At 50.5% G+C, this 14,040-nt stretch carries 16 protein-coding genes; 11 read left to right on the forward strand and 5 right to left on the reverse strand.

What is annotated here, in order from left to right:
- Positions 1 to 506: 506 nt before the first annotated feature.
- From F7R27_RS15000 to F7R27_RS15020, 5 genes are read right to left on the reverse strand one after another with little or no spacing between them, the layout of a single operon-like run.
- A complete protein-coding gene (locus F7R27_RS15000; protein WP_151705072.1) occupies positions 507 to 1,052 on the reverse strand; it encodes a PilX N-terminal domain-containing pilus assembly protein in 546 nt (181 codons plus the stop codon).
- Positions 1,049 to 2,035, reverse strand: a complete 987-nt coding sequence (locus F7R27_RS15005) for a PilW family protein (RefSeq protein WP_168927522.1) — start codon at positions 2,033 to 2,035, stop codon at positions 1,049 to 1,051. The genes F7R27_RS15000 and F7R27_RS15005 overlap by 4 nt, the downstream gene beginning before the upstream one ends.
- Before the next feature lie 2 nt (positions 2,036 to 2,037).
- Positions 2,038 to 2,601: a type IV pilus modification protein PilV gene (gene pilV, locus F7R27_RS15010; RefSeq protein ID WP_151705074.1), complete on the reverse strand. Its 564-nt coding sequence runs from the start codon at positions 2,599 to 2,601 to the stop codon at positions 2,038 to 2,040.
- Positions 2,598 to 3,104, reverse strand: a complete 507-nt coding sequence (locus F7R27_RS18940; protein WP_168927523.1) for a GspH/FimT family pseudopilin — start codon at positions 3,102 to 3,104, stop codon at positions 2,598 to 2,600. Before F7R27_RS18940 ends, pilV (F7R27_RS15010) begins: the two co-directional genes overlap by 4 nt.
- Positions 3,105 to 3,123: 19 nt before the next feature.
- A complete protein-coding gene (locus tag F7R27_RS15020; protein ID WP_151705076.1) occupies positions 3,124 to 3,513 on the reverse strand; it encodes a type IV pilin protein in 390 nt (129 codons plus the stop codon).
- Positions 3,514 to 4,136: 623 nt separating this feature from the next.
- On the opposite strand from F7R27_RS15020, the gene F7R27_RS15025 reads away from it, so the two are divergent.
- From F7R27_RS15025 to F7R27_RS15075, 11 genes are all read left to right on the forward strand, one after another.
- Positions 4,137 to 4,625 (forward strand): GspH/FimT family pseudopilin, encoded by a 489-nt coding sequence (locus F7R27_RS15025; RefSeq protein WP_151705124.1) that lies wholly within the window; start codon positions 4,137 to 4,139, stop codon positions 4,623 to 4,625.
- Positions 4,615 to 5,073, forward strand: a complete 459-nt coding sequence (gene pilV / locus F7R27_RS15030; protein ID WP_151705077.1) for a type IV pilus modification protein PilV — start codon at positions 4,615 to 4,617, stop codon at positions 5,071 to 5,073. The genes F7R27_RS15025 and pilV (F7R27_RS15030) overlap by 11 nt, the downstream gene beginning before the upstream one ends.
- On the forward strand, positions 5,070 to 6,173 hold the full coding sequence (locus tag F7R27_RS15035; protein WP_151705125.1) for a PilW family protein: 1,104 nt from the start codon (positions 5,070 to 5,072) through the stop codon (positions 6,171 to 6,173). Before pilV (F7R27_RS15030) ends, F7R27_RS15035 begins: the two co-directional genes overlap by 4 nt.
- A 10-nt stretch (positions 6,174 to 6,183) precedes the next feature.
- Positions 6,184 to 6,732 (forward strand): pilus assembly PilX family protein, encoded by a 549-nt coding sequence (locus F7R27_RS15040; RefSeq protein ID WP_151705078.1) that lies wholly within the window; start codon positions 6,184 to 6,186, stop codon positions 6,730 to 6,732.
- A gap of 33 nt (positions 6,733 to 6,765) precedes the next feature.
- Positions 6,766 to 10,650: a pilus assembly protein gene (locus F7R27_RS15045; RefSeq protein WP_151705079.1), complete on the forward strand. Its 3,885-nt coding sequence runs from the start codon at positions 6,766 to 6,768 to the stop codon at positions 10,648 to 10,650.
- Entirely contained in the window at positions 10,647 to 10,952 is a 306-nt protein-coding gene (locus F7R27_RS15050; RefSeq protein ID WP_168927525.1) for a hypothetical protein, read from the forward strand. Before F7R27_RS15045 ends, F7R27_RS15050 begins: the two co-directional genes overlap by 4 nt.
- Before the next feature lie 91 nt (positions 10,953 to 11,043).
- Positions 11,044 to 11,487, forward strand: coding sequence for a type IV pilin protein (locus F7R27_RS15055; protein ID WP_151705081.1), 444 nt, complete (start codon positions 11,044 to 11,046; stop codon positions 11,485 to 11,487).
- Positions 11,488 to 11,598: 111 nt separating this feature from the next.
- Positions 11,599 to 11,997, forward strand: a complete 399-nt coding sequence (locus F7R27_RS15060; RefSeq protein ID WP_276612570.1) for a type IV pilin protein — start codon at positions 11,599 to 11,601, stop codon at positions 11,995 to 11,997.
- 17 nt (positions 11,998 to 12,014) lie between these two features.
- A complete protein-coding gene (locus F7R27_RS15065) occupies positions 12,015 to 12,518 on the forward strand; it encodes a GspH/FimT family pseudopilin (protein WP_168927526.1) in 504 nt (167 codons plus the stop codon).
- The gene (locus tag F7R27_RS15070; RefSeq protein ID WP_168927527.1) at positions 12,515 to 12,961 is read left to right on the forward strand and encodes a type IV pilus modification PilV family protein; all 447 of its coding nucleotides are present in this window, start codon (positions 12,515 to 12,517) and stop codon (positions 12,959 to 12,961) included. The genes F7R27_RS15065 and F7R27_RS15070 overlap by 4 nt, the downstream gene beginning before the upstream one ends.
- Positions 12,962 to 12,980: 19 nt before the next feature.
- Positions 12,981 to 14,030, forward strand: coding sequence for a PilW family protein (locus tag F7R27_RS15075; RefSeq protein ID WP_151705083.1), 1,050 nt, complete (start codon positions 12,981 to 12,983; stop codon positions 14,028 to 14,030).
- Positions 14,031 to 14,040 lie beyond the last annotated feature (10 nt).

The following is a 14,040-nucleotide window of genomic DNA, read 5'->3' on the forward strand; positions in this document are numbered from 1 at the left end:
GCATAGGACTGGTTTGAGCCGGTCAGATAGTTATATATATCGTACATCAGAAAGCCGTACTCTTCATTTGAGTTGCGGCGCTCTGCTGGACTGTTGATATTGTTAAAAATTGTATCCAGCCTGTTGTTGAGAGTTATCTGGCTGCTGGCAGTGAGCTCCTGAAGAGCGAAGCGTACAAAAGCACCATTCTGGTTTGCGTTACCCTGAGTTGTGAATTCGAGAAGCCCGACATTGACTTTTCCGGTTAAGCCAGCCAGTGAGTTCTTGATAGCTCTTACTTCTGACTGCCCCTGGGTAAGACCTCCCGGCCACTGTTGACTTTGTCTGGACCAGTTGGATGTGTTATCCAGTACAATCAGGATATTGGGTAATCCACCACTGGTGCCTGTGCCGCCCACAAAAATGTCAATATCTTCAGCGTATGCCAGATGAGGGATAAAAAGGGTCATCATACTGATTAGAATGAAGTTGAGTAATCTGCGTAAGGTTTTCATGACTTTCCCCTGTTATGGGCAGGCTGCCGCAACATTATTTAAAGAAACTCGGACGCCGACACCTTGGCGAACCGTCGCTTGCGCTGCAGTCAGATTGTCCACAGCTACGGCTTGTAGATCCCAGATTGAGTCAGCACATAAAGAATTGGCACCGGTTTCAATCAGGCAGCCAACGTCGTTTGGGTCCTCTATGTTGAGATCAGAGTTGGTAATGGGTGCCACAATGATGCACTGAGGAGGTTGAACCGTAACGGTAATATCATTATTGCCATCTGCATTGATGTCATAGCATTTGGTGTTGTTGGTTTCGCATGAGTTGATAAACACATTGTTCGGGTTATTGAAAAACAGAGTCGTACTTATTGCTTCTTCAAGCGCAGCATCTGCCATCATGATGGCCTGAGTTCGGTTTTCCAGATTGGCAGTGACCTGAAGGTTGCTTCTGGACATATTGAAGCTCGTGACGGCCATTAGGGTGATCAACAAGAGCATGATCAAAGCGATGGCAAGCACCGCACCCCGCTGCTTTTGGGATGATATAGGAAGAGTGGCTATCATGGTTCCTCCCGTCGTCCTGCAATATTGTTGATTCGGACAGTGGTGCTGTACAACTGGCGTTTAATATTGTCGTTAAATGTCACGGGAGTTTCTCCTCCCAGAGTGTAGGTTCTGTTGTCCAGATGTCCCGGGGATGGTTCCAGGCTGCGTACCAAAATCCATACACGTAGGGCGACCACGTCAGATAGGTCGGTAAGTGCCGGTGTGTTGGTGAAAAGATTGGGTTCACCATTGCCGTTGTTATCTATACCATATTCAAAATGAAGTGCCTCGATGCCATCAACCAGTGGGGTAACGGTGTACGTTGATCCGGCACCTAATTCAGCTCTGCTCAGGACATTGTTGCTGGTGATAAAATAAGTTCGATTCAGCAAGCGATAAATGGGAGCAGGATTTGAGCAGTCTCTTGCTAACAAGGTCATATCTGCAAGGCTGGTACCGATCTGGATTGAGCCGGGGTCATCAGTTTGGCAGGCCGAAACTTGCAGGTGGTGGGCATTTGCAAGGAAAGGATCACAGCCATCACCTGAGTCTGCAACGCAAGTGCTTGAGCGCCTTATTGTGAGGAAGTCGTTACCTGATTTGAAACCGGTCAAACATGAGGGCGCTGAAGTTGTATTGTTTTCACCGAATAAAGGCAGATTGAGCAGAATCTCTATTTCGTCGTTATCAGTTGGGCAGGTAAGATTATTGTTAGTGAAAGTTGGTGACGATGGTAATGGTGGTATGTTTGGGTCTGGATTTCCCGCTTCACCAAAAAAACCCGCATTACTGAGTTCATTAGTTAACAGCAGCATGGCATATCGGCCATTTTCTATCTGGCGGTTTGTTTTCTCCAATTCGCCACGGGTTCTACTGTTGTTGGTAAACACTTCAGTCAATGCCAACATGATGATCAGACCGGCTGTCAGCGCAATCATCACCTCAACGATGGTAAAGCCTCTCTGGGGTCTGGGGGTGTTCTGAATATCCTGAATGATCATCATCAGACTCCCAGATAAGCCAGCATCACGGTAATGGATACTGCACGGCGAAGACTATCATCAGGGCCGTACTCTCCGGCGCCACAGTCAACTGATGGCGTGACGGTTGAGCTGAGGCCTTGCCATGCAACGGTTACGCGTATTTCTACCTCAGAGGTCGCGTCCCCGCCTATGGCTTCTATGCAACCACGTGCACCAATCATGGCGCCAACATTCTCTCCACCAGTCTGAGTGGTTGATGTACCGCGCAGGTTTGCACTCCAGGAGCACAAATCGAAGCTGATCATGTCGGATGGGTCGCAGCTGTCACCAATACCACTGCCGGTACCATAGACTGTTTCACTGCTGTACTCCAGATTTCTGGCTGCGGTTGGGTTAGCTTTAATGCGACTGGCCATATCTTCAGCAAGCATAACAGCATGAGTTCGCTGATAGGCTTCAAGTTCGGCATTCAGCATGCGTGCCTGAAGGCCGGCCAAGCCGAGTAAGCCAATACCCAACACCAGCAGGGTGATAAGAACTTCCAGTAATGTAAATCCTTGGATTTTTGATGAGTAAGGAGTCATGAACAGCCTCCTTTAGTGATTGCCGCACGCCCATCCAGGCCAATTATAAGACAGCGCTTGCTATCCGATTTCAAGGAGGACTCCAGCTCAAAATTAACATCACCCGCTATGGTCAGTCTGCCGGATGGTCTGAAGTTCAATGCCGATACACTACTGTTGATGGCGACACTACTGGTCAAGCGTTCTCGATTGACAGGGTCATCGTCTGAACCGGGAGTAGCGGGATTGGGGATAAGCCAGCCATCAGCCCAGCTTTCACCTGAAGCCGGTCTCAGGGTAATAGTTTGATTGCGCTTGATTGCTTCCGATCTTGCAATCAACATGCTGGTATGAAGATCAGTCGCAGCAGCTCTGACTTGCTGTTCGGCTATCAGAGTCTGAAACCCTGGAATCGCAACCATGACTAGAATCGCAACAATGGCGATTGCAACCATGCTCTCTATCAATGTAAAGCCGTTTTGTAGAGAGTGTTTTTCTCGGGTGCTCGAGCGAATCATAGCCATTAGCAATACTCTGGGTTTATTACCATGGGTTGCCATTCCAAAGTCTTTCACCCGCTTGGTTGATACTTAGTGCCCCATCGCCTGATTGCATTGTGTTTGCTCTTGGAGTGGCCGTGATGGTAAACGCCGGGGGGGTGGTTTGGACTGTAGGGTCTGCAATTGTGTAATGGCGGTTCACATTTTCAGGAATAGGTGCATTTAGTGCTCCCAAAGTATCCGCATAGCTCCTTGAGTCTATCAGGAATTGCTGTTGGCGTTGAGCAAGGTCCATAAGGAAAGACTGCGCTTCGGCCCTGTTTCCACGAATCAGGTACTGCTGATAGGAGGGGTAAGCTATGGCAACCAGAATGCTGACAACCACAACAGCAATCATCACTTCAATCAGGGTGAAACCTTTTATCTTGTTCATAGTCCTGCTCGCTGCGATTCCATAAAGTGCCCATGATTTAAGTTAGGAAGATAGGATCCCAGACTCCCTGCTTAATTAATAACATGTCATAGCTGGCTGTGCAGAGGGAAAGGGATGAATGGTCATGTTTCATGCATAAGTGGTATGAGTGAGTATTAACCTGAGCAGTAACCAGCCTAAGAAGGTTGTGTACTTTTAGGCCTATCAGCAGAGGAGTATTCAAAGCAGTGATTTGGTTACTTCCTATGAGCTTGTTATGTTAATACTTTCTATCTGATTCGCTTGAATGAGAGTTGATCAGATTTTCATTTCTAGCGTGAGGTAGAGTCAAGGGTGCCTGTTAATGAAGTAATAATACTACCTTGTCATTCATTGTCCTTTTGGACAATATGTAAAAGATAGAAGTAGGTTATTATTTGTTCAATGTGTATTATTGAGTTGATGCTTCCAGACAATTTTTTACAGGGAAAGTATCAAGTACATGACTATCAGTTTAAATGATTGATTTAAAGAGATTCAGCCAAGGGGCCAGATAGCTCCCGATAGCTGGTGTATTGCTATATCAAGGGATCTGATATCAGGGAGCGCAGTCAGGGACGACTGATAAACTGGGTTTGACCTCAATGATTAAACATCCTCAGGCTGGCCTGACACTGGTTGAGTTGATGGTAACCGTATCGGTACTGGCCGTGCTTCTCGGTGTTGCCGCCCCGAGTTTTGTCTCGACTGTGCAGAACAGCCGTGCCACCACCTTGGCAAATGCGATTGTTTATGCCTTCAATCTTGCTCGCAGCGAAGCAGTGCGTCGAGGTGATGATATCACCGTCTGCCCCAGCCTGAATGAGGAGACTTGCTCAGGAAATGACTGGACCGTCGGCTGGATTGTGCTGGCACCTGACGGCACTGTGATCCGCAGTTGGAGCAGTCCCCAGATCGGGGCAGTGATCAGCCTGGCTCAGGCAGATGTCGTATTCAATGGGTTGGGTGGTCTGACTGGCGATGCCATCACCTTTGATGCCTACTATGAAGGGTGCAAGGGTGACAAGGCCAGAGCGGTGGATATCCGTGTGACAGGGAGAATCAGCGTGGGCAGGATTGACTGTGGAAGTTAGTAAATTATCTAAACGACAGCAGGGGGTCAGCCTGGTCGAGGTGCTGGTGGCTGTTGTCGTGCTCTCAATCGGTATGCTCGGCATGGCCGGGCTGCAGTTCAACTCCGCGAAAATGAATCAGAGCGCTTATTTTCGTACTCAGGCTACGAGTCTGGCCTATGACCTGGCTGACAGAATGCGTGTAAATCGGGTCGCTGCGCTTAATGGTGACTATGATACTCCTTTCGCCACGGCTGCCACGGGCAATAATTTGTGTGGTGCTGCACTCAACCCTTTCACATCTGCAGTAGACATTGATCAGTGGAAGCACTGCATTGAGTTGGCTTTGCCTGCCGGGCAGGGAGAGGTAGAGGGGTTGGTGGGGGATCAGTTTCGTATAACTGTTCGATGGGATGACAGCCGCGATGGCAGTGCTCCTCAGGCCTTTGCGATGGAGACAGAGATATGAGTGTCCGTCACCAGCCACGCAGCCTGAAAGCCATCAGGTATCAGTCAGGTGTTACGCTGATCGAGTTGATGATCGCAATGCTGATTGGCCTGTTCGTAATAGGGGGCATGATCAGCTTGTTCAGTACCACTCAGCAGACCTATCGACAACAGGAGGGTTTGTGGCGTGTTCAGGAGAATGGGCGCTTTGCTCTTGAACTGCTCAGCCGGGATATCCGTGAAGCTGGATACTTCGGATGTCTAGGTGGTTATACGTCTGAAGCGCCGCGCACCAATGGTGCGCTTGCCAATGGCCTGATTCGAAATACCCTGAATCCGACCCCCCCTGCAGCTCCAGCCTTTGATGTCGATTTCACGGCCAGTCTGGTGGGCTATCAGGGCGATGCTGCTACTGGTACCTGGAGTCCCTCCCTTCCGACAACCTCTCTGATCACGAGTCCTCAGGCTGGCAGTGATATTCTGGCTATTTCAAGCATTGTGAATACTGGTCTGGTAGTTACAGCACACCCCGGTACGCCCGCAAATCCGGGGTCTGCGAATATTCAGACAACCGCCGGCAATGGTATAGTGCAAGGTGATATATTGCTTGTGTCTGACTGTCAGTCGGGCTCAATCTTTCAGGTGACCAACGCCAATCCGAATACATCTGGTTCGCTTGTGCATAACACCGGAGGGGGTACTTCTCCCGGTAACTGGACGACTCATCTGGGCCGTAATTATGTAGACGCTGAAATTAGCCGCTTGCAGCGGACTGTGTACTATGTGGCTGAGGACTCTGGAGCAGATGACGAACTGACGCTCTTCCGAAACGATACGCCATTGATTGAGGGCGTCAGTCGTATGTTGCTGTTGTTTGGCGAAGACACCGACGATGATGGTGTCATTAACCGTTATGTCAGGGCCGATCAGGTGGCAGATATGGCTAATGTGCTGGCAGTCAGGATTAATCTTCTGGTTGGCAGTGCCGCTAAAGAAAATGTCGTTAGCCAGGTACAGTTTCTGCCACCCCCTTTTGGTGATGGCGTGACGACACCTGCGCCGGATCGACGTCTGTATCAGGTATTCACGACGACGGTTGCAATCCGCAACCGTCTTCCTTGAGGGTTGGCTGATGATGAAACGTAAACAGACAACTCATCTACATCGTCATCAGCAGGGTGCCGTGCTGGTTGTCGGTTTGCTGATACTGTTGTTGCTGACTTTGATCGGCACCAGTGCCATGCAGGGGACATCCATGCAGGAGCGCATGTCAGGCAATATGCGTGATCGCAATCTGGCTTTCCAGGCTGCTGAGGCTGCTCTACGTGAGGCTGAGCGAGCGGTTCGTCAGGGAACGGCATCGGCAATCCCATTGGGTAGTGAAATTGTCACCAACTCTGGTGATCCGGCATTCTGGGCAGGCATATTTACAGATACCAGTACTCATGTGGATTTTCGTGTCACAGAGTATGGTGGTGATCTTGCAGGTGTACTCAGTCAGCCAATGTATGTTGTGGAAACACTGGTTGCGCCGAATGCTCCAGCTGGCGGTGAGCCTGTGGTGGAGAATATAGAGTTCGGGCCTGTCAGCGAAACCACATCCAACATGTTCCGGGTAACGGTTTTTGCGGTAGGTGGCACCGAGGCGGCTGTCGTTATTTTGCAAACCAATCTGCTTTAATCAGCCGTTGAGCGGTCAATCAGGAGAGAGAACATGAGCATAAGGTGTTCCGGTTCGGCGCAGCTAGGCTTGACCCATAATAGTGGACTGCGCCTTTGGCAGTGGATGCTGTCGATGCTACTGCTGATAGGGCTCTTGTCAGCGACAGCCAGCCGTGTGCAGGCGTCAGAGTGTGAAATCACTATTGGTCCGACTTTCTACGGCGCCAATGTTGTGGCCAGGCAAAACCACACAATTGCTACCTTGTCAGAAATTCTGAATGTGCAGTTGGTAACAGGAACTAGTTGTAATGTAAGCCGATATGGTTTTGGGGATCCTGATCCAAATACTTTCTGGACCAGTAATCGCTGCAGAGGCACCTTTACGATAACTGGTTTAGAGGCAGATTGTGCTGTTTCTGGCAGTGGTGAAGTTTCGCAAAACCCTCTGTTTTTGACCACACCGGTTGAAGCCAACCTGATGTTCCTGCTCGATGACTCCGGTTCCATGCATTTTGAAACCATCGGAGATGAGCTGACAGATACCTTCGAGGGTACTGGTTCCTGGGTGGGCCGTATGGTGCCCTATGTGTATCCACATCATCAGACGACAGGTACACCGGCTGGGGTCTCTTTTCAGGATTGTATTTACAGCAGTGGCACTTCGACCAGTTGCGATTACTGGCGATCATCCACCTATCGTGCTGCGCGCCTCCATCTTGTGCCGCGTTTTGAGGCGGACAACCGCTGGGCAGCCTATTTTCGCTCCAGCCATGTCAATCCGGTCTATTACAATCCTGATGTGACTTATCTCCCCTGGGTGGATGCTTTTGGCTCTTCCTGGTCGAATGCTGACCCTCAGCAGGCACTGCATAATCCCTCGCTGCCTGAGAAAGGATGGCGCAACCTGACAATTGATAACACGCAACGTGCCTGCTGGGTGCGCGATAATGCGACAGAGAACTCTTCTGATGCAAACCTGTGTGATACCGCCAATCTCAGTTTCTGGCCAGCAACCTATTTTCAGTACAACAGTGGTGACCTGACAGAGGCGAGCAGTTATACCCGAGTCGAAATTCGTTCAGGCAATACCTATGCGCGCAGCGAAGATCGCTTTGATTGTGATGATCATACGGCTTGTACTTATCAGGAAGAAATACAAAATTTTGCCAACTGGTACAGCTATCACCGATCTCGCATTCTGGCTGCACGCGGCGGGATTGGCCGAGCATTTTCTCAGTTGCCGGCTAGTCTCAGAGTGGGTTTTGGTACCATCAACCAGGGCAGCAACAATGTGGATGGTCTGAGTACGTCTTCGATTATCCGTGGTGTCAGACGTTTTGCCAGCTCGGATCGTGATGAGTTCTTTGGGCTGCTTTACGATCGCGATGTCCCGATTGCTGGCACACCACTTCGTAACGCCCTGAACGATGCTGGGACTTACTTCAGCCGCAGTGACAACGATGGCCCCTGGTCAGAGTCACCAGGCCAAGGTGTGGATAGTGATCATCTCGAGTGCCGTCAGAGTTATTCAATCCTGATGACAGACGGTTACTGGAATGGTGGTGGGCCGAGCCTTGGCAACGTGGATAACACCACAGGCCCGACAATTACCGCTCCGGATGGCAGCACTTATCAATATACGGCAGCAGACCCTTATCGGGACAGCCGCAGTAATACGTTGGCCGATGTGGCAATGCATTACTGGAATCGAGATCTTCGTCCGGCAGGCACAGCGACAGGCCTTGATAACCGTGTCCCTACCAGTAACAGAAATGAAGCTTTCTGGCAGCATATGGTCACCTATGGTGTTGGTCTTGGTGTCGAGGGCAGTATTGACCCGGAAGTGGCCTGGCAGGCGGTGATAGATGGCGATCCGATCAGCTGGCCGGACCCTGCTCCCTTCTCTGCCTTTGCAGCGAAGCTGGACGATCTGTTACATGCTGGGATCAATTCGCGTGGTGGCTTCTTCTCTGCCAAGGATCCTAACGAGTTTTCCAAGCAGTTCACCCGGATTCTTGAGGATGTTGTGGCGCGTACAGAGGCCTCTTCAGTGGCGGTGGCATCAAACTCTACTCAGTTGTCCACTGGCACGCGTATTTACCAGGGCCGCTTCAATAGTGCCGACTGGAGTGGCGAGCTGCTGGCCTATGGGTTTGATCCCTATCAGACAGGTGATGCGCAGTTCTCACTCCTGTGGAATGCAGCTGATCATATTCCTGATCCTAATGACCGGAAAATCTTCACGATTAATCCTGCAACCAATGCAGGCGTTAAGTTCGAATGGAGTGATGGTATCACCGCCGATCAGGCCACACACCTTATCAGTGAAGAGTTGGTGAACTATCTGCGTGGCAGTGATGAGGATGAGATACGCAACGGAGGCTCGTTTCGTGATCGTCTCAGTCCACTCGGGGATATTATCAATTCGCCACCCGTATACGTGGGTGAGGAGCTGAATTTCGGATATGCCAACAATAATGATCTTGCAGCCAGTTACATTACCTTTTTGGAGCAGAACAAGGCTTTGGCAGAAACCAGTCGACGTGCCACCATCTATGTGGGCGCCAATGATGGCATGGTACATGCGTTTGATGCCGATACCGGTGTTGAGCATTTCGCCTTTGTGCCCAATGCCGTGATTCCGACAATGCCGGAGCTGGCTGATCAGAACTACAGCCATCGTTTCTTTGTGGATGGTGAGTTCAATGTCAGTCATATTCAGCGTGGTGGGCAGTGGCGTACGGTTCTGGTCGGTGGTCTTGGCGCGGGAGGAAACAGTATTTTCGCGCTGGATGTAACAGAGCCGGGGGCGTTTAACGATGCGAATGTACTCTGGGAGTTCACCGACCCGGATCTGGGCTATACCTTTGGTCGGCCTACAGTTGCCCGCATGCAGACCGCCAATAATGCCTGGAAATGGGTGGCGGTGTTCGGGAATGGTTATCACAGCAACGATCGTACGGCCGCGCTGTATATAGTGGATATGGACGATGGTTCGCTGATCAAGAAAATTGAAGTGGATGATGAAGGCGGAAATGGCCTTTCAGCACCTACTCTGGTTGCCAATAATGAGCGTGTTATCACTGAGGCTTACGCAGGAGACCTCAAAGGTAATTTGTGGAAGTTCGATTTCACTGGTAATGGCGTCAATCAGTGGGATGTTGCCTTCAAGCAGGGGCAGAATTCCTTGCCTCTGTTTAAGGCGTTAGGCCCAAGCCCGGATGAGAATGTGCAACCCATCACGTCACGGCCCGCTGTTGGTGGGCTTCCTGAGGGTGGGCGTATTGTTATCTTCGGCACTGGGAAGTTTTTTGAAGTGGGGGATAATGATACATCCGGCAATCCACCGCTACAGTCTATCTATGGCATTAAGGACCTGGGGCAGAGGGTTCAGGAGACAGATCGCAGTACGCTGGTTGAGCAGGAGATTATCTGGGAAGGGCCTTCACCAAACGGTGAGTATAATCTGCGTGTTGTCACAAAGAATGAAGTGCTCGATATAGACAAGGGCTGGTTCATGGATCTTGTGCATGACAATAACCGACAGGGAGAGCGGATTGTCAGTCAGCCTCTGATTCATCTCGGGCGTGTTATCTTCGCAACAATCATCCCATCACAGGATCCCTGTGACTTCGGTGGCACCAGCTGGCTTATGGAGATCGATCCTAAAACCGGAGGGCGACTGCCGGATCCGGTGTTCGATATCAATGATGATCAGCAGTTCAACGAGGATGATATGATCAGTGTGAATGGCGAACTTGTGCCGCCCAGTGGCATTCAATCGAATGTAGGTATCATCGATACACCCACCATCATTGATGATGGTGAGTTGGAATTCAAGGTTCTGTCTGGTTCCAGTGGGAATATGGAAACTGTGACGGAGCCCGGCTCAGGTGGTGGTGACCGAGACAGAATCTCATGGAGGCAGTTGCGATGAACAGGCTGGCTGGTATCGGAGTGTTGATGCTGTTGCTTTATGCAGCAGCGGCTCTCGCGGAACAGAAATTGCCATATGACAACGTGGGTCATATTGACAGTATTGACCGAGCACAGGGAGTGATTGAAATATCGGAAGACCAATTTATGCTATCTTCAGCCTTGCGTGTATATGGCAGTGAAGATGCCCTGCAGCCCTCTCAGTTGGTTGGCTTCAATGTGGCAGAAACAGTACAGAATGCTAATGGATTGATTCGAGAAATCTGGATACTGAGCAGCGATCCGACCATTAATTTAAGATAGTGGTTGCTGGTGTACTATTGGTGTTGTACTGGTGTAGTACTTATACAGCTAAATCAGTGCCGATTAAGAATAGATGAGCGAGTAACAGGAAATGTATCTAAGGCACAGAGAGGCGGGTGTTACCCTGTTGGAACTGATGATAGTGGTTGCCATCATTGGCATCATCGCAGCAGTTGCTTATCCGAGCTATCAGCAGCATGTAGTCAAATCCTGGCGTACGACTGCAACGGGGTGCCTGATGGAACTGGCGCAAGGTATGGAGCGTCATTTTACTGCCAATATGACCTATGTCGGCGCTCCGGCCGTTGCCGGTGCGTCCTGTGCGACCGAAGGAAATATGCCGCAGCGCTATACCTTCAGTACCCCTGTTACAGCAGCCTTGCCGGTTAATCCTGCAGCTGCCGCGTTTCTGATAGTGGCAACACCGGTAGGTACTCAGGGTGACTCCGATCGATTCAACTGCATGAGTCTGTCTCTGAATCAGGCTGGTGTCAGAGGGGTTTCAGGCACAGCAACGGTGAATGAGTGCTGGTAACTGGCGCACATGTAATCTGCAGTATTTGATGAAACATTGCTGTTGATCAATTTTTGAACGCTGCTATAGTGTTATCCTACTTAAAAACAGATGGATACATGAGTGTTTCAAATGCTGCAGATGATAAGTCGTTGGAATAGGTTTAGAGGCTTTACACTGATCGAACTGATGATCGTGGTTGCCATTGTTGGCATTCTGGCCGCTGTCGCGTATCCATCCTATCAGCGTTATATCGAGAACTCCCGCCTTGTGGATGCCAAGGGTGTACTGCTCGAAGCAGCCCAGTACATGGAGCGGCAGTACACTGCGAATAATCAATATCCTGCAAGCTTGCCTGCGTCTTTGCAGAGTGCTCCGAAGGATGGTGGCACTGCGTACTACACTATTACGGTTAATTTACCCGATTCGCAAAGCTTCACACTGACAGCAACACCTGCCGCCAGCACAACCTGTGGCAACCTTACTTTGACCCATACGGGCCAGAGAACTCCAGCGAATTGCTGGAATTAATCAACAAAGAGATGTTTATGCCAGCTAGACAACAGTCTGGTATTACCCTGATAGAACTGATGATGGTTCTGGTGCTCATGGCTGTTTTGATGCTGGTGGGAGTACCGGGTTTTCAGCAGGTGATTGCACAGAATCGGGCTGCTTCGACAGCTAATGATCTTCTGTATCACTTGCAACTGGCACGTAGCGAAGCGCTCAGGCATGCGCGAGTGGTAACACTGTGCCCTGTGACAGAGGCAGAGCCTGAAGAGTGCGCAGCAGTTGATGACTGGGCTGGTGGCTGGATTTTGTTTGTCGATGCCAATGGCAATGGTGATTACGATGTCGGGGATGACACGCTGCTGAGGTCCGCACCACCATTGCCTGGCCAGGTTACACTTGAAGGTCCTGTTTTCATGTCCTATCAAGCGGCTGGCAGCGGCAGTGCCGCCACTTTTGCGTTGGAGGCCGGCTCGGAGCAGCGATGGGTCTGCGTGGAACTCAGTGGGCGTGCAGCAGTTTCGCAGGAGATATGCTCATGAGAACACAGCGATACCTGCTCAAACAGCCGGATCGGCATAGAGGTTTTTCTCTGATTGAGATTCTGATCACGATTGTAGTGGTATCAGTCGGCGTACTTTCTCTGGTGTTGCTGCAGGCACGTTCAATGCAGTTTGCTCAGGCCAGCTATCAGCGATCTGTGGCGGTCATGCAGGTGAATGATCTGGTTGAGCGCCTGTGGACAGGCGTCTGTTCGTTACCGGATAGTTTTGAGGTCATTCATGCTGACTGGGTCAGCGTGCATTCGCAGAGCCTGCCTGGCTGGGATGGTGATGACACAAGTGTTGATACTGCAGCCAATCCTCCGGTTTATACCATCACAGTGCAGTGGAGTGATGAACGCGTACGTTTCGATCTGGATGACGCAACAGAAACTGCACATAGCTTTACACACATGGCACGAATTCCTGTGCTGCCCTGTTGAATGTTAAGGACTGAATCCTATGGTGGCTATGTATAGACACAAGCCTTTGATGCCGCAGAAGGGCTTCTCGCTTGTTGAGTTACTGGTCGGATTGCTGATCAGCCTTTTTCTGGTTGGTGGTCTGCTCAGTGTATTCAGTGCAAACCAGCAGTCATCGCAGGTCAAGCGTAATCTTGACAGTGCGCAGGAGGCCTTTCGGTTTGCCTCCTTTACGATCTCGCGCATTGTGCGGCTGGGTGGTGGCGATAATCCTGATGATCCAATGGTGCTGTCGGCGGCAACAGATGACGAGCTGAGCGTCAGCTTTGCCATCGCTCCCGGCGTGACTGATTGCCTGGGGTTACCCATCACGGGTACCGGCACTGCGGTCAATCGTTTTTTCCTTGATGGCGAAAATCTCCGATGTGAGAACAGCACAGGTCAGACAGCAACGCTGGTCAGTGGTGTTGCAGATATGACCATCCGCTACGGTGTTCCGGGCATCGATCAGTGGGTGGAAGATGGTGACTTCCTGCTTGCAGCCGATATGAGCAGCGATGACTGGATGAATACAACCAGTGTACGTGTAACGCTTGCAATGGTGGGCAGTGGACTGGAAAGCACCTTTGTTACTGCCGGGAGGTCTAAACTGGTCGCACAGCATGGAGGAGGCAGTGGCGGCAATGGCAGCGGCGGTGGCGGAACGGCACCCGGTGGAAATGATGGAGGCGACGGTTCGGGTGAGGGTGATGGCAGCGATAATGGCGATGACAATCCGGGAAATGGGGATGACGGTAACAATGGCGGCGGTGACGATGATCAAGGGAATGGTGATGGGCTACCGAATACTTGCCAGAGTGTCGTAACGGGTACTGTTCATCACAATGTCAATGTGATGACGATATCTGCTATTGATAATTCAGCATCAGGCATGTGCTCGATAGGGAATAAGCAACAGAGTAGCCGAAGCTTTACGTGCAGTATTTCTGCTGTAGAGGATGAGCAACTGCGTTTAACAAGAAATCATGGCTCTCCCAGCGAAACACTGGTGACAGCTGACTGTGGAAATCAGACAGTTACTAACTGGTAACAGGTGTATT

Origin of the sequence: Nitrincola alkalilacustris, from assembly GCF_008973755.1 — a bacterium.
In the GTDB taxonomy this organism is placed as follows: Bacteria; Pseudomonadota; Gammaproteobacteria; order Pseudomonadales; family Balneatricaceae; genus Nitrincola; species Nitrincola alkalilacustris.

Coding starts and splice junctions, on each gene's coding strand:
- F7R27_RS15000 (WP_151705072.1), bottom strand. CDS start 1,052: ATGATAGCCACTCTTCCTATATCATCCCAAAAGCAGCGGGGTGCGGTG.
- F7R27_RS15005 (WP_168927522.1), bottom strand. CDS start 2,035: ATGATCATTCAGGATATTCAGAACACCCCCAGACCCCAGAGAGGCTTT.
- pilV (WP_151705074.1), bottom strand. CDS start 2,601: ATGACTCCTTACTCATCAAAAATCCAAGGATTTACATTACTGGAAGTT.
- F7R27_RS18940 (WP_168927523.1), bottom strand. CDS start 3,104: ATGGCTATGATTCGCTCGAGCACCCGAGAAAAACACTCTCTACAAAAC.
- F7R27_RS15020 (WP_151705076.1), bottom strand. CDS start 3,513: ATGAACAAGATAAAAGGTTTCACCCTGATTGAAGTGATGATTGCTGTT.
- F7R27_RS15025 (WP_151705124.1), top strand. CDS start 4,137: ATGATTAAACATCCTCAGGCTGGCCTGACACTGGTTGAGTTGATGGTA.
- F7R27_RS15035 (WP_151705125.1), top strand. CDS start 5,070: ATGAGTGTCCGTCACCAGCCACGCAGCCTGAAAGCCATCAGGTATCAG.
- F7R27_RS15040 (WP_151705078.1), top strand. CDS start 6,184: ATGATGAAACGTAAACAGACAACTCATCTACATCGTCATCAGCAGGGT.
- F7R27_RS15045 (WP_151705079.1), top strand. CDS start 6,766: ATGAGCATAAGGTGTTCCGGTTCGGCGCAGCTAGGCTTGACCCATAAT.
- F7R27_RS15050 (WP_168927525.1), top strand. CDS start 10,647: ATGAACAGGCTGGCTGGTATCGGAGTGTTGATGCTGTTGCTTTATGCA.
- F7R27_RS15055 (WP_151705081.1), top strand. CDS start 11,044: ATGTATCTAAGGCACAGAGAGGCGGGTGTTACCCTGTTGGAACTGATG.
- F7R27_RS15060 (WP_276612570.1), top strand. CDS start 11,599: ATGCTGCAGATGATAAGTCGTTGGAATAGGTTTAGAGGCTTTACACTG.
- F7R27_RS15065 (WP_168927526.1), top strand. CDS start 12,015: ATGCCAGCTAGACAACAGTCTGGTATTACCCTGATAGAACTGATGATG.
- F7R27_RS15070 (WP_168927527.1), top strand. CDS start 12,515: ATGAGAACACAGCGATACCTGCTCAAACAGCCGGATCGGCATAGAGGT.
- F7R27_RS15075 (WP_151705083.1), top strand. CDS start 12,981: ATGGTGGCTATGTATAGACACAAGCCTTTGATGCCGCAGAAGGGCTTC.